This is a genomic window from Roseibium aquae, from assembly GCF_008711285.1.
Taxonomy (GTDB): Bacteria; Pseudomonadota; Alphaproteobacteria; order Rhizobiales; family Stappiaceae; genus Roseibium; species Roseibium aquae.
The window spans coordinates 26428-39763 of record NZ_VXDC01000015.1 but is presented as its reverse complement, the minus strand read 5'-3'; the positions used below and the strand labels follow the sequence as shown (position 1 = coordinate 39763).

The 13336-nt window shown below is 60.6% G+C and carries 10 protein-coding genes and 1 tRNA gene; 6 read left to right on the top strand and 5 right to left on the bottom strand.

Features of this window, described 5'->3' with window-relative positions; genetic code table 11:
- Positions 1-24: 24 nt before the first annotated feature.
- The 6 genes from tpiA to F0184_RS18435 all read left to right on the top strand — a co-directional run bounded on the left by tpiA (position 25) and on the right by F0184_RS18435 (position 8428).
- The gene (tpiA, locus tag F0184_RS18460) at positions 25-792 is read left to right on the top strand and encodes a triose-phosphate isomerase (RefSeq protein ID WP_150497687.1); all 768 of its coding nucleotides are present in this window, start codon (positions 25-27) and stop codon (positions 790-792) included.
- A gap of 94 nt (positions 793-886) precedes the next feature.
- Positions 887-1252: a preprotein translocase subunit SecG gene (gene secG, locus F0184_RS18455; RefSeq protein WP_150497686.1), complete on the top strand. Its 366-nt coding sequence runs from the start codon at positions 887-889 to the stop codon at positions 1250-1252.
- 135 nt (positions 1253-1387) lie between these two features.
- A complete protein-coding gene (locus F0184_RS18450; RefSeq protein ID WP_150497685.1) occupies positions 1388-3016 on the top strand; it encodes a CTP synthase in 1629 nt (542 codons plus the stop codon).
- Positions 3017-3045: 29 nt separating this feature from the next.
- Positions 3046-3873, top strand: a complete 828-nt coding sequence (locus tag F0184_RS18445; RefSeq protein ID WP_150497684.1) for a VOC family protein — start codon at positions 3046-3048, stop codon at positions 3871-3873.
- Between the two features lie 223 nt (positions 3874-4096).
- Positions 4097-5257 (top strand): efflux RND transporter periplasmic adaptor subunit, encoded by a 1161-nt coding sequence (locus F0184_RS18440; protein ID WP_150497683.1) that lies wholly within the window; start codon positions 4097-4099, stop codon positions 5255-5257.
- The gene (locus F0184_RS18435) at positions 5258-8428 is read left to right on the top strand and encodes an efflux RND transporter permease subunit (protein ID WP_150497682.1); all 3171 of its coding nucleotides are present in this window, start codon (positions 5258-5260) and stop codon (positions 8426-8428) included.
- Positions 8429-8933: 505 nt separating this feature from the next.
- Here F0184_RS18435 and F0184_RS18430 read toward each other — a convergent pair.
- From F0184_RS18430 to F0184_RS18410, 5 genes are all read right to left on the bottom strand, one after another.
- Positions 8934-9009 (bottom strand) — tRNA-Lys (locus F0184_RS18430).
- A gap of 214 nt (positions 9010-9223) precedes the next feature.
- A complete protein-coding gene (locus F0184_RS18425; protein ID WP_150497681.1) occupies positions 9224-10237 on the bottom strand; it encodes an AbrB family transcriptional regulator in 1014 nt (337 codons plus the stop codon).
- Entirely contained in the window at positions 10237-11763 is a 1527-nt protein-coding gene (locus F0184_RS18420) for a tripartite tricarboxylate transporter permease (protein ID WP_150497680.1), read from the bottom strand. Before F0184_RS18420 ends, F0184_RS18425 begins: the two co-directional genes overlap by 1 nt.
- Positions 11763-12239, bottom strand: a complete 477-nt coding sequence (locus F0184_RS18415; RefSeq protein WP_150497679.1) for a tripartite tricarboxylate transporter TctB family protein — start codon at positions 12237-12239, stop codon at positions 11763-11765. Before F0184_RS18415 ends, F0184_RS18420 begins: the two co-directional genes overlap by 1 nt.
- 81 nt (positions 12240-12320) lie before the next feature.
- A complete protein-coding gene (locus F0184_RS18410; RefSeq protein WP_150497678.1) occupies positions 12321-13292 on the bottom strand; it encodes a Bug family tripartite tricarboxylate transporter substrate binding protein in 972 nt (323 codons plus the stop codon).
- Positions 13293-13336 lie beyond the last annotated feature (44 nt).

Here is a 13336-nt window from a genome sequence, read left to right as displayed (position 1 = left end):
GGTCGAATGAGGAAAACAAGCCCGATGAACTCGCAGATCAAGCCCCTGGTCGCAGGCAACTGGAAAATGAATGGTCACCGCGCGCAGCTCGCCACGTTCGCGCAGATGTGCCGGGGTGTCGGGCCCGCCTTGGCGAAGAGCGTCGATGTCATGATCTGCCCGCCGGCGACGTTGATCTATTCCTTGGCCGCAGCCGCCGTGGGCGAACGGATCGCGGTTGGCGCCCAGGACTGTCATGCGGCGGCCAGCGGGGCGCACACCGGGGATCTTTCGGCCGAGATGCTCGCCGATTGCGGCGCCAGGGCCGTCATTCTCGGTCACTCCGAGCGCCGGGCCGATCACGGGGAAACCGACCGGTCCGTCAACGGCAAGGCGCTCGCGGCCTGGCGGGCCGGTCTGACCGCGATCATCTGTGTTGGGGAGACGGAGGCAGAACGCAAGGCGGGCAGGGCCGTCGAGGTCGTGTCGGGTCAACTTGCGGGTTCGGTTCCCGAAGGTGCGAGATCGGACAACACGGTGATCGCCTATGAACCGGTCTGGGCCATCGGAACCGGTCTCACACCGACGGCGGACGATGTCGAGGAAATGCACCGTGAGATCCGCTCACGCTTGTGTGCAAGCTTCGGCGACCACGGCAAGGACATGAGGATCCTGTATGGGGGGTCGGTCAAACCGGGCAATGCGAAAGAGCTGATGGCGGTGGCCAACGTGAACGGGGCTCTGGTTGGTGGCGCCAGCCTTAAAACCGACGATTTTCTCGGTATCCTCGACGCCTACCGTGTGACCGAATAACGGCCTCCCACGGAAAACGAAAACCGAAGGGTGGCCATGGCCGGGACCTTGGTGTAGAAGGCCCCATCCTTACGCAGAAAAGAACTGGTATTCGATGGAAACCGTAGTCATCGTCATCCACTTGATGATTGTCCTGGCGCTTGTGCTCGTCGTCCTGCTGCAACGCTCCGAAGGGGGCGCACTCGGAATCGGCGGTGGTGGCGGCGGCATTTCGACCCGTGGCACGGCCAACGTGCTGACCAGGGCGACCGCTTTCCTCGCCGTCGCGTTTTTCTGCACATCACTTGGCCTGAGCCTGATCGCGAAGAATGAAGATCGTCCGTCATCGATTCTCGATGCAACGCCTGCTGCGGACGGAACGGTCCCTGTTCCGGGCGATGGCAATGGCGGCGGCGGGATTCTGGACGCTTTGCAGGAGCAGAGCCAGCCTTCCGGCCCCCAGGTCCCAGCGGCTCAATAACGGCGGATGCAGCGGACCAATGTGCCGTCCGCTTTTCCCGAAAGCCCTGCGCGTCTCTCGCAGGGCATTTTTATGTTGTGAACAATAACTGTCCGGGTGGTCAAAAGACACGCGGCAACGATATGGTATTGCTCCATGGCGCGATACATTTTCATCACTGGCGGCGTGGTCTCCTCGCTTGGCAAAGGTTTGGCTTCTGCGGCCCTGGGCGCACTGCTCCAGGCCCGCGGATACAAGGTCCGGCTTCGCAAGCTCGACCCTTATCTTAACGTCGATCCGGGCACGATGAGCCCGTATCAGCATGGCGAAGTTTTCGTCACCGATGACGGGGCCGAGACGGATCTCGATCTGGGCCACTATGAACGGTTTACCGGGCGTCCGGCCAACAAGCAGGACAACATCACCACGGGCCGGATCTATCAGGACATTATCGCCAAGGAGCGCCGCGGCGACTATCTTGGCGGGACCGTCCAGGTGATCCCCCATGTGACCGACGCGATCAAGAACTTCGTGCTGGACGGCAACGACGACTATGATTTCGTGCTGGTCGAAATCGGCGGCACTGTTGGCGATATCGAAGGGCTGCCCTTCTTCGAGGCCATCCGGCAACTTGGCAACGACCTGCCGCGCGGCGACGCGGTTTACGTTCATCTCACCCTGATGCCGTATATCCCGGCCGCCGGTGAAATGAAGACGAAACCGACCCAGCATTCGGTCAAGGAATTGCGATCCATCGGCATTCAGCCGGATATCCTCATGGTCCGTTGCGACCGTCCGATCCCGGAGACGGAGCGGCGCAAGCTCTCCTTGTTCTGCAACGTGCGCGAATCCGCCGTCATCCCGGCCTACGACGTGAAATCGATCTATGACGTGCCGATCGCCTACCACAAGGAAGGTCTGGACGGCGAGGTTCTGTCCGCATTCGGCATCAAGGGCGCGCCGGCGCCGGTGCTCGACCGGTGGACGGGCATTTCCGAGCGGATCACCAACCCGGAAGGCGAAGTGACCATCGCCGTGGTCGGCAAGTACACGGTGCTCAAGGACGCATACAAGTCGCTGATCGAAGCGCTCGTGCATGGCGGGATCGCCAATCAGGTGAAGGTCCATATCGAATGGATCGAATCGGAAGTGTTCGAGAAGGAGGATCCGGGCCCGTTCCTTGAGCATGTTCACGGGATTCTGGTGCCAGGCGGTTTCGGCGAGCGTGGTTCGGAGGGCAAGATTGCCGCGGCCCACTTCGCCCGCACGCGTCAGGTGCCCTACTTCGGCATTTGCTTCGGCATGCAGATGGCGGTGCTCGAAGCGGCGCGCAATCTTGCCGGCATCTCGGATGCCAGTTCGACCGAGTTCGGTCCGGCAAAAGACCCGGTTGTCGGTCTGATGACCGAATGGGTGCGCGGCAATGAGCGCGAAGTGCGCGGTGAGGACGATGATCTCGGCGGCACGATGCGGCTTGGCGCCTACAAGGCGGCCCTGAAGCCCGGATCCAAGATCGCCGAAATCTACGGGTCCACCGAAGTGTCCGAGCGCCACCGGCACAGGTACGAGGTGAATATCGGATACCGCGAAAAGCTTGAATCATGCGGCCTGATCTTTGCCGGCACGTCGCCGGACGGAGTGCTGCCGGAAACGGTCGAGATCGAGAATCATCCGTGGTTCATCGGGGTTCAATATCACCCGGAATTGAAATCACGGCCATTTGAGCCGCATCCGCTGTTCGCCTCGTTCATCGCCGCGGCGCTTCACCAAAGCCGGTTCGTGTGAAGATTTTCTGACCGTCGGGAGGCTGAGGCATGGTGCGCGGACTGGATCATGTTGTCGTTGCGGTGCGCGATCTGGCGGCCGCGGCCGAAGCTTGGTCGGATCTGGGGTTCGTTGTGACGCCGCAAAATGACCACGCCTGGGGCACATCCAACAGGCTGGTCCAGGTGGACGGCTTTTTTGTCGAGCTTCTGGGCATCCGGGACGAGGCATTGATCCAGGAGCCGGTCGCCAACAGCTTCTCTTTTGGAGCCTTCAACCGTGACTTTCTCCAATCCGGGGAGGGCGGGTCGATGCTGGTCCTGGAAAGCAAGGACCCCGCCGCCGACCGGGCCTCGTTCGAAACCCTGGGCTTGCGGGTCCACGAGCCGTTTTCCTTCGAACGCGTTGCGAATCTTGCCGACGGAAGCACGGCCAAGGTCGGTTTCGACCTGACCTTTCTGTCAGATGAGGCCGCGCCGACCCTTGGTTTTTTCACCTGTTTCAACCGGTATCCGGAGAATTTCTGGAAGCCCGAGTTTCAGGTTCACGGCAACGGCGCGCGGGAAATTCTCGGCATCACGCTGGTCGCGCCGGATCCGTCCGATCTCCACGAATTCCTCGGAGGGTTCACGGGCCAGCGCGAAATGCGGGCCACCAGCCTGGGCCTGGAGCTGAAAACGCCGCGCGGTCTTGTCACGGTTCTGTCGCCGGTTGCCTATGAGAAACTTTACGGGCCGGACGTGGCGGCGAGCCTGCCGGACCGCCTTCCAGCCATCGGTGCGCTTACCATCGGCTGTGTGGGGATGGCCGAGCGGCGCGTTTATCCGGGCACGGATCATCATGGCTTGACGGTTGTCCTCGAGCCGTTGAGCGATTGAGAGGGTGTGCAAGCGGCCGCAGCCGGTTCGCCTGGAAACGAAAAGTCCGCCGGTTTTTCAAACAGATGCACCGGTGCACGCCGTTTCCCGGATATGGATTAACCCCACCTTTCTTGCCTAATCCGCGCCAAGGTCTTGTTTCGGCACGTTTTTGGCGGATAGTCTAAGACATGTCGCCGGGTACTTGTCCGGCAGCCTTCCTGTGCCTTGCGGAGCTCGCCCCATGCGGTTGTCGTTTTTTCCTTCTTTCCCGCGCGCAGCGGTCGTTTCGGGCGTCTGTCTCGCCCTGTTGGCGGGGTGCAGCGATGAAAGCCAGCAGGCGGCACCCCAAGCGCCGCCGCCTTCCGTCAGTGTTGCGGCTGCGCAGACCAAGGAGGTGCGCCAGAGCGCGCAATTCGTTGGCCAAGTTGCGGCTGTCGACCAGGTTTCCCTGGTGGCCCGGGTCAGCGGTTTTCTCGAAACCAAACACGTGAACGACGGCGCATTCGTCAAAGAGGGCGACCTGCTGTTTTCGATCGAGAAGGCGCAGTACAAGGCCGCACTCGACCGGGCCAAAGCGGGTCTTGCCAGTGCCAAGGCCGACGCGGCCTTGAAAGCGGCCAACGAAAAGCGGGATCTGGATCTGTTCCAGAAGGGCCACGTTTCAGAAGCCGCTTATGAGGCCACTCTGGCGCTGAAGGAGCAAGCTGAGGCCGCTGTTCAGTCCGCCGATGCCGCTATGCAAAATGCGGCTCTGGATCTGGGCTACACCGATATCAAGGCGCCGTTTCCCGGACAGATCGGGAAAACGACCTACAGCGTTGGAGAAGTTGTCGGCCCGAACACCCAGCCGCTGGCGCAACTCATCCGGCAAGCCCCTGTGTATGTGAATTTTGCCGTCAGCGAATCCCAGTATCTCGATGCGGTCAAAACCCATGACATCAACCCGGATGATATCGATCCCTCGAAGACCCCGGATCTCAGTTTGATCCTGCCCAACGGGCGGACATTTGACGAGAAGGGCAAGATCTTCTTCATCGATAACAAGGTGGATCCGGCGACCGGGACCGTGGCTTTCCGCGGACAATTCGACAATGCGAACGGTTTGCTGCTGGCCGGCACATTCGTGACCGTGATCATTGAAGCGCCGCAGGAAACAAAGGCGCTCATGATCCCGCAGGCCGCTGTCCAGCGGGACCAGAAGGGCAGTTTCGTTCTGGTGGTCGGGCAACAGGAGACCGTGGAACAGCGTTATGTCCAGCTTGGCGATCAGATCGACGGGGACTTCATCGTGACCGACGGCCTGCAGGAAGGCGAGCGGCTGATCGTGGAAGGTCTTCAGAAGGTGCGTCCGGGAGTTCCGGTCAACGCCGTGCTCGCAAGTCAGCCGGCGGGGCAAAGCTAAATGTTTTCCAAGTTCTTCATTTACCGGCCGAAATTTGCGCTGGTCATTTCGCTCGTTATCACGATTGCAGGTATCCTCGGGTATCTGGCGCTTCCCGTCGAGCAGTTCCCCAATATCACGCCGCCCGTGGTGAACGTGTCGGCAACCTATACCGGGGCCAACGCGCAGGTCTTGGAGGAAACAGTCGCGGCCCCCATCGAGGGGCAGGTCAATGGCGTGGACGACATGATCTACATGACGTCGACCAGCGCGGACAGCGGCAATTATTCCTTGAACGTTGTGTTCGCGGTCGGTACGGACCCGGACATTGCCACCGTCAATGTCCAGAACCGTGTTTCCCAGGCCACCAGCCAATTGCCGAGCGAGGTGACGACAAGCGGCGTCACCGTTCAAAAAGCCAGCACAAACATGTTGCTGGTCGTCACGCTCTATTCCCCCAAAGGGACTTATGATGAGGTGTTTCTGTCCAACTACGCCTCGATCAATCTGAAAGACGCGCTTGCCCGGGTTCAAGGTGTGGGCAGGGCGGATGTCATGACCGATTTTGCCTATGCGATGCGGATTTGGCTGGATCCGGACCGGTTGACGAGCCTCGGCATGACCCCGACGGATTTTATTGCTGCGGTCAGGGACCAGAACATCCAGGTCGCCGCTGGCCAGATTGGCGCCCCGCCGGTCCCGCAGGGCCAGCAGTTTCAATACACGATCACAGCCAAGGGCCGCCTGACCACTGAGAAGGAGTTCGAAGACATCGTTTTGCGCACTGGCGCGAACGGCGCGGTTGTAAGAATAGGCGACGTCGCCCGGGTGGAACGCGCTGCGCAGTTCTATAATGCGAGCGGTCAGTTCAACGGACAGCCTTCTACCGTTCTCGCCATTTATCAGGCGCCGGGCGCCAATGCCCTAGCGGTGGCCGATGGCGTTCTGGCGCGGCTGGAAAGTCTTTCTCAGTCTTTCCCGGACGATATGGACTATGCGGTTCCCTTTAACACGACGGATTTCGTTGAAGCTTCGTTGAACGACGTCATTGAAACGCTGTTCATTACCTTCCTGCTTGTCGTGACCGTTGTCTTCGTCTTTCTGGGAAACTGGCGGGCGACGATCATTCCAACGGTCGCCATTCCGGTGTCCCTGATCGGCACCTTCGCCGTTTTGCTGGCGCTTGGCATGTCACTGAACACGATCTCGTTGTTTGCGCTAGTCCTCGCGATCGGGATCGTGGTCGATGACGCCATTATCGTAGTCGAGAATGTCGAGCGGATCATTACCGAGGAGGGACTATCTCCTCCGGAAGCCACCGCCAAGGCGATGGAGCAGATCACTGGACCCGTGATTGCCACGACCTTGGTGCTTTTGGCGGTGTTTGTCCCGACCATCTTCATGCCGGGTATTCCCGGTCAGCTTTATTCCCAGTTTGCGATCACGATTTCCGCAGCGGTGATCATCTCTTCGATCAACGCGCTCACGCTGTCGCCGGCCTTGTGTGGTCTTATCCTGAAGGCGCGCAGCGGCCCACCAAAGGGCCTCCTGGCCGTTTTTGAAAAGGGCATCGGCTCGGTACGCAACGGCTATACGGGCCTGGTGAAGCGGCTCGTACGGGTTTCGTTCCTCGGGATTGTCGCAGTTGGCGGCGTTATTGCGATGATTGCTATTCTGGGCGGACGTTTGCCCGGAGGCTTCCTTCCGCTGGAAGATCAGGGCTACCTGATGGTTGATGTTCAGCTTCCAGATGGGGCCTCGCTTCAAAGAACAGAAATTGTGACGGGTCAAGTTGTCGATCAAGTTCGGGCAACGCCGGGCGTCACCGACGTCGTGGTGGTCAACGGGTTCTCTATGCTGAACAACGCTCTGTCCTCCAATAGCGCGCTGATCATCACAACCTTGTCGAATTGGTCGGACCGGCAGGATCCCAGTCTTCGGGTGGATGCAATCCTGGCAAAGTTCTGGCAGGAGTTTGCCACGATCCAGGGGGCGAACATCATTGCCTTCAATCCGCCGCCAATCCCGGGCCTTGGGACAACGGGCGGTGTGGAGATGAAGGTCCAGCAGACGGGCGGGGGAACGCCGCAGGATCTGTCATCGGCGGTTGGGTCGCTGGTGTACTCGGTCAACCAGAGTCCGGAGATCGCACAGGCCTATTCCACCTTTCGGGCGAACGTTCCGCAGATCTTCGTCGATTTGGACCGGGAGAAAGCGAAGACGCTCGGTGTGAATGTCGCCGATGTCTTCACAACCCTGCAGGCCTATCTGGGCTCGTATTACATCAACGACTTCAACATCTTTGGCCGGGTCTACAAAGTTATGATCCAGGCGGAAGGCGAGTTCCGAAACAAGGTCGACGACATTGGTCAGCTGTATGTGCGGGCGAATGATGGCACAATGGTGCCGCTGCGCACCCTGATCACAACCGAAAATGTGCTCGGTCCGCAAAGTCTGAACCGCTACAACATGTTCCGCGCCGCGTCTGTGAACGGCGAGCCGGCCCCAGGGGCCTCCACAGGCGTCATCATGGGCGAGATGGAGGCGGCCGCCGAGGAGGCGCTTCCGGCTGGATATGCTTATGAATGGACCGGAACGGCGCAGCAACAGCAAGGCACGGGCAATGTTGTCTTGTTCATTCTTCTGCTGTCGATCCTGTTCGCCTATCTGTTCCTCGTCGCGCAGTATGAAAGCTGGAGTATGCCGGTCGCCATTCTCATGTCCGTAAGTGTTGCCCTGTTGGGTGCCTTTGTTGCGGTAATGGTTACTGGCGGCGACATCAATCTCTACACCCAGATCGGGATGATCATGCTTGTTGGAATGGGGGCCAAGAACGCGATTCTGATCGTGGAATTCGCGATGGAGCAGCGTGAGCAAGGCAAGTCGATCATGGAAGCCGCCGTCGAGGCCGCCCATCTGAGGTTCCGCGCCGTCATGATGACGGCCTTGTCCTTCCTTCTGGGCGTGGTTCCGCTGATGACGGCCTCGAGTGCGGGCGCGGCCAGCCAGAAGGCGATCGGCTTTGCGGTCTTCGGCGGCATGGCCTTTGCCACCGTGTTTGGAGTGATCCTTATCCCGGTGCTCTACACGGCTTTGCAAGGCGTCCGGGAGCGGGTGAAGGCCATGCTGGGCGGGGGCGACAAGGGGCCAGGCGGCAAGCCGTCCGACCCAGCGCCTGCACCGGCCGAATGAGCTGCAGCCACGACAAGGAAGACGGGAGCACCTGCTCCCGTCAGACTGCTGACAAGGCGCGTTGATCACCTCATTCTGATGAGGTCCACAGGACGGTCTCGAAGGAGCGTTTCACAAGGCCGTCGCGGGCGTATTGTTTCTGCTGCCTTTCTTTCGAAGCTTCGCTCCGCACCTCAAGATGAGGTTTCGGACAAACCGCACCTCCGGCATCAAGCTGATGGGAGTATCTGCTTTCCGTTTCTCAAGCCGGTCAACAGCCTTGATCCGTGACCGGGCGGATTGAAGATGCCAATGCCGTGATCCGCTGGACACATCCGCCGGAAGGTGCGCTTTCGCACGCACGGTTGTTCACCATTGCTGGGCGATTATCCGCTCGGATGCAGTTCGCGCAATGTCCTGTCCGTGGGGGCATGGAAGTGGAGTTGGCCAGCGCGGCCAATGTCTCGCAATCACCAGCCCTATTCGGTGGTGTCACGAAGTTGCCGGACGGGATCGGATCTTTATTTGGTGAGCCGACAGGGGTTCGAACCCTGGACCTACTGATTAAAAGTCAGTTGCTCTACCAGCTGAGCTATCGGCTCTCACCATGTGCTGGGATGACGCGTTGTCTAATGGTTCCGGGACCTTGCCGCAAGCCCTTGAAGCGCGATTTTTCAAAAAAACTTGGATTGTGGAAACGCGTGATTTCCATGCTTTGTCATTTACTTCAAGCTGGCGGCGGGATCGCCGCAAAGCCTGAAACGCGGTTCTTCGTTTCGCCTTTCAAGCCCGGAAGAGCCTTTATGGCCGTTCCGCTCACAACTTGAGAGCGATCGGAACGATCAGGATGAGCGCGAAGATGCGGGCGAAATGATGAACCGCCACGTAGGCGGGATCGAGACCGAGCGACAGGCCGATTGCCGCCATTGCCTCAACGCCGCCGGGGGCATAGGCGATCCAGACTTGCGAGAACGGCAGGCCGGTCACCTGGGCGGCCAGGAACGCGAATGCCAGGGAGACGACAAGGGCGGTCCCAACACAGGCAGCACCCGCCGCCGCATAGCGCTTCATCTGAGCGGTGCTGACCCGGCTCAGCCGCGATCCCAGAACCGCGCCTGTAGTCGCGAAGGCAAGAAAAATCAGCAAGGCCGGAGCGGCGCCGTGAACAAGGCCGGTCGCGTGGCCGGCGGCGCTCAAGATCACACCGGCGAGCAAGCTGGCGGCTGGCACTCCGAGCCGGCTTCCGAGGGTGCCGGCCGCAAGCGTCAGGGCCAGAAGGCCGCCAAGCACCGGAACGGACATGGTTTGCGGTGCAACCCCCGTCTCCAATGGAGCGCTATCGAGGGCCATGGCCAGCGGCGGGACGGCAAAGACCAATACCAGCAGGCGCATCAGCTGAAGGAACATCACCGCCGTCGCATCGCCCCGGCCTTCGGCGGCAATGGCAATCGCGTTCGACATGGTTCCCGGGGAACTGGCCAGCGTCGCTGTTTGTTTGTCCAGCCCGAATCCGCTCATGAGGATCTGTCGTCCGGTGATGATCGTCGCAATCAGGGACACGGTCAGGATCGCCAGACTGATGCCCCAGGCGCCGAGCTGATCCAAGAGCCGTTCGTCGACGCCCGATCCGAGCGATACGCCGATCGTGCCAAAGGCCAGGTTCCGCAGCCAGACCGGCAAGCCGACCTGGATGCGGGACGTGGCAAGCGCACCGACGGCAAGGGTGCTGCCGATGAGCGCTCCGGCGGGAACCCCAATGAGGGCGGCCAAAGCCGCCCCCGTCAAGCCTGCAGCGAGCGTTGCCGCGGCCGGTGCCAATCCGCCGATCATCAGATGCCCTTGCTGGAGGAGACAGGACCGGCTGCCATCCGGCGGGCCCGGCGGGCGAGCCAGATGGGGGCAAGCACAACCAGCACGGAGAGCGCGTAAAGCACGATGCTCTTGTAGTCTGCAACCAGGATTGTCCAGTCACCTCCCGAAATCGACAAGGCACGCCGGAGGTTGTTCTCGAACAGGCTGCCCAGAACGAAACCCAGAATGACCGGTGCGAGCGAGAAGTCCATTTTCCGCAAGAACCACCCGAAGATTCCAAGCAGGGTAATCAACAGAAGATCGAACGGGTTCCCGACAATTGTGTAGATCCCGATGAAGGCCAAAATGGCGATCAGGGGCGTCAGATAGTGCTGCGGGATCGTCAACATGCGGGCGAAAATCCCAACCAGCGGCAAGTTGATGATCAACAGCGCGACATTGCCAATATACATCGAGGCAATCAGGCCCCAGGCCACTTCTGGGTTCTGGGAAAACAGCATTGGCCCTGGCTGGATGTTGAACATGAGCAGCGCGCCGAGCAGGATGGCGGTTGTTCCGGAGCCAGGAATGCCGAGCGTCAGCATGGGCACCATGGCGCCGCCAGCGGCCGCATTGTTCGCGGATTCGGGGGCGGCCAGCCCGCGCGGATTGCCCGTGCCGAAGGTGCTGCCGTCATCGGCGATGCGCTTTTCCGTGCCATAGGCGACCGCCGAGGCAACAGACGCTCCGGTGCCCGGCAAGACCCCGATGAAGAAGCCGATGATGGAAGACCGGACGATGGTCCATTTGCATTTCGCCAGATCGGCCATGCGCACGAAGCTGTTGTCGAGCGGGAGGGATTTCAGCTTTCCCGACACCTGCTGCTCGACCAGCGTCAACAATTCCGCCATTCCGAACAGGCCAACAACGACAATCAGGAAGTCGATGCCCGCCAGGATGTCTGGAATGCCAAACGTGTAGCGGGGAACCCCTGTGTTCGCGTCGATCCCGATGGTTGCCAGCATCAGTCCGATGGTTGCGCCGAGCAGCGTCTTGACTACGTTCTTGCCGACGAGCGAAGCCAGGGACGCGAACGCGAAGACCATCAACGCGACATAATCGGCAGGCGAGAAGGTCACGGCGAATGTCGCCAGCGTTGGAGCAAAGAGGGAAAGGAGAACAACAGCAAACGTCCCGCCGACAAAAGACGCGATCGCGGACAGAGACAATGCGCGCCCCGCTTCTCCGTTGCGGGCCATCGGATTGCCGTCGAGCGTCGTCATGACCGCGCTGGCATCGCCGGGAACGTTCAGAAGAATGGAGGAAATCCGGCCGCCATATTCTGCGCCATAATAGATGCCGGCGAGAAGGATCAGCGCGGATTCCGGGCCGAAGCCCAGACCGTACGCGATCGGCAGCAGGATCGCGACGCCGTTGATCGGCCCGAGCCCCGGCAAGGCGCCGATGAGTGTGCCGGCGAAGCAGCCTGCAAGAACGAGAAACAGGTTGAAAGGATCGAGAGCGACGCTGAAACCGGTCGCAAGGCCAGTCAAGACCGCATCCATCACGACACTCCTTCTTCAAGGCCTGAAGCCTGCTTGTGGAGGTATTCCACCAGCTCTCCTTCCGGAAGATTGAGTCCGAGCAGCGTGACGCAGAGCAGAAAGCCGGCCACGCTTGTGGCAAACCCAAAGATCAGCGATTTCAGGATGCTGCCGCCCAACATGGCGCAGAGGGCGGTCCCAAAAAGCAGGGTGGACAGAATGAAGCCGAGCGGCTCGTACAGCTCTGCATAGGCGCCGAGCAATATCACGGTCGCGGCAAGGCGGAACCACGTCTGTTTCGAGACACCCAGTTCAGAGGCATCGGGCTTCCATAAAATGAAGAGCAGACACAAGATCGCGACGACGGACAGGATTTGCGGCCAGCTCTCGGGGCCGAGCGGATCATATTGGAAGGGCGCTCTGATGGCGGTGAATGCGATTACTGTATAGGCCAGCGTCACGATCAGAAGCACCCCGGCAAAAATTCGGTCGACCATGACGGTCTCCTGATGCAAGGGGGTGTTGAAATGGGAATCCGGCCCGTACCTCGAATGACACGGGCCGGCCAGTGGCCTTGGTTATTGGATCAGGCCCGCCTCGGTGGCGATTTCCCGAAGGGTCTGAACGCGTTGTTCCACGGACGTCTGAAGTTCCTCGCCCGCCATGTTCAAGGGCAGAAGGCCGCGTTCTTTCTGGACCTGGGCAAAGGCTTCCGTCGCATAGGCGGCTTCAAACGCATCGACCCATTTCTGGTAATCGGCATCGGAGACATCGCCGCCCATGTAGAAGCCGCGCATGATAGTCCATTCGACATCGAACCCTTCTTCGATCGCCGTCGGGATGTCAGCGAAGGGCGCTTCCAGACGCTCGGGAGACATGACGGCGAGCAAGCGCATCTGCCCCGATTCCATGTGCGGAACCATTTCGCCAACGTCGCCCGTATAGACCTCGATAGACCCGCCGAGCAGGGCCGCGATCGCATCCCCGCCGCCGTCAAAGGCGACGTAGCGCATGTCCATGGGGGAGGCGCCTGCCTCGCGCAACAGGAGCGCGCCTTTCATCCAGTCCTGAGAGCCAACCGAACCGCCTGCTCCCACGACAACGGACGCCGGGTCCGCGGAGAAATCGGTCATGAGTTCCGCCAAGGTCTGGTACTCGCTGTCGGCGCGCACGACGACCGCCCCGAAATCCGCGCCGGCCGTGGCGACCCAGCGGACGTCTTTTTCCGTGAACGCACCATACTTGCCGGTCACGATATTCAGCAGCGAGCCGGTCGAAAACGCGACGATGGCCGAGCCGTCATCGGTGCGGGTCGTGTTGAAGAGATTGTAGGCCACGGCGCCGATCCCGCCGGGCATGAAATTGACCTGGATGGGCGCGTCGACATGCGGGTCGAGGCCGGTCTGCGCGACCCGGCAGGTCAGATCGAACCCGCCACCGGGATTGGCCGGGGCAACGCATTCGGGATCGTCGATCTGGCTTTGGGCGAAAGCGGGCGCGGCGAGCGAGGCGGCAAGGCACATGGCCGCGCCGAGGCGTGCGAAAGACATGGTGTTCCTCCCAGAACTGTTTGTGGACGGGTTTTGGCCCCGTG

Excerpts from the sequence above, each read along its gene's own strand:
- F0184_RS18425 (WP_150497681.1), bottom strand. The coding sequence starts at position 10,237 with ATGATCGGCGGATTGGCACCGGCCGCGGCAACGCTCGCTGCAGGCTTG.
- F0184_RS18420 (WP_150497680.1), bottom strand. The coding sequence starts at position 11,763 with ATGGATGCGGTCTTGACTGGCCTTGCGACCGGTTTCAGCGTCGCTCTC.
- secG (WP_150497686.1), top strand. The coding sequence starts at position 887 with ATGGAAACCGTAGTCATCGTCATCCACTTGATGATTGTCCTGGCGCTT.
- F0184_RS18450 (WP_150497685.1), top strand. The coding sequence starts at position 1,388 with ATGGCGCGATACATTTTCATCACTGGCGGCGTGGTCTCCTCGCTTGGC.
- F0184_RS18435 (WP_150497682.1), top strand. The coding sequence starts at position 5,258 with ATGTTTTCCAAGTTCTTCATTTACCGGCCGAAATTTGCGCTGGTCATT.
- F0184_RS18445 (WP_150497684.1), top strand. The coding sequence starts at position 3,046 with ATGGTGCGCGGACTGGATCATGTTGTCGTTGCGGTGCGCGATCTGGCG.
- F0184_RS18415 (WP_150497679.1), bottom strand. The coding sequence starts at position 12,239 with ATGGTCGACCGAATTTTTGCCGGGGTGCTTCTGATCGTGACGCTGGCC.
- F0184_RS18440 (WP_150497683.1), top strand. The coding sequence starts at position 4,097 with ATGCGGTTGTCGTTTTTTCCTTCTTTCCCGCGCGCAGCGGTCGTTTCG.
- F0184_RS18410 (WP_150497678.1), bottom strand. The coding sequence starts at position 13,292 with ATGTCTTTCGCACGCCTCGGCGCGGCCATGTGCCTTGCCGCCTCGCTC.
- tpiA (WP_150497687.1), top strand. The coding sequence starts at position 25 with ATGAACTCGCAGATCAAGCCCCTGGTCGCAGGCAACTGGAAAATGAAT.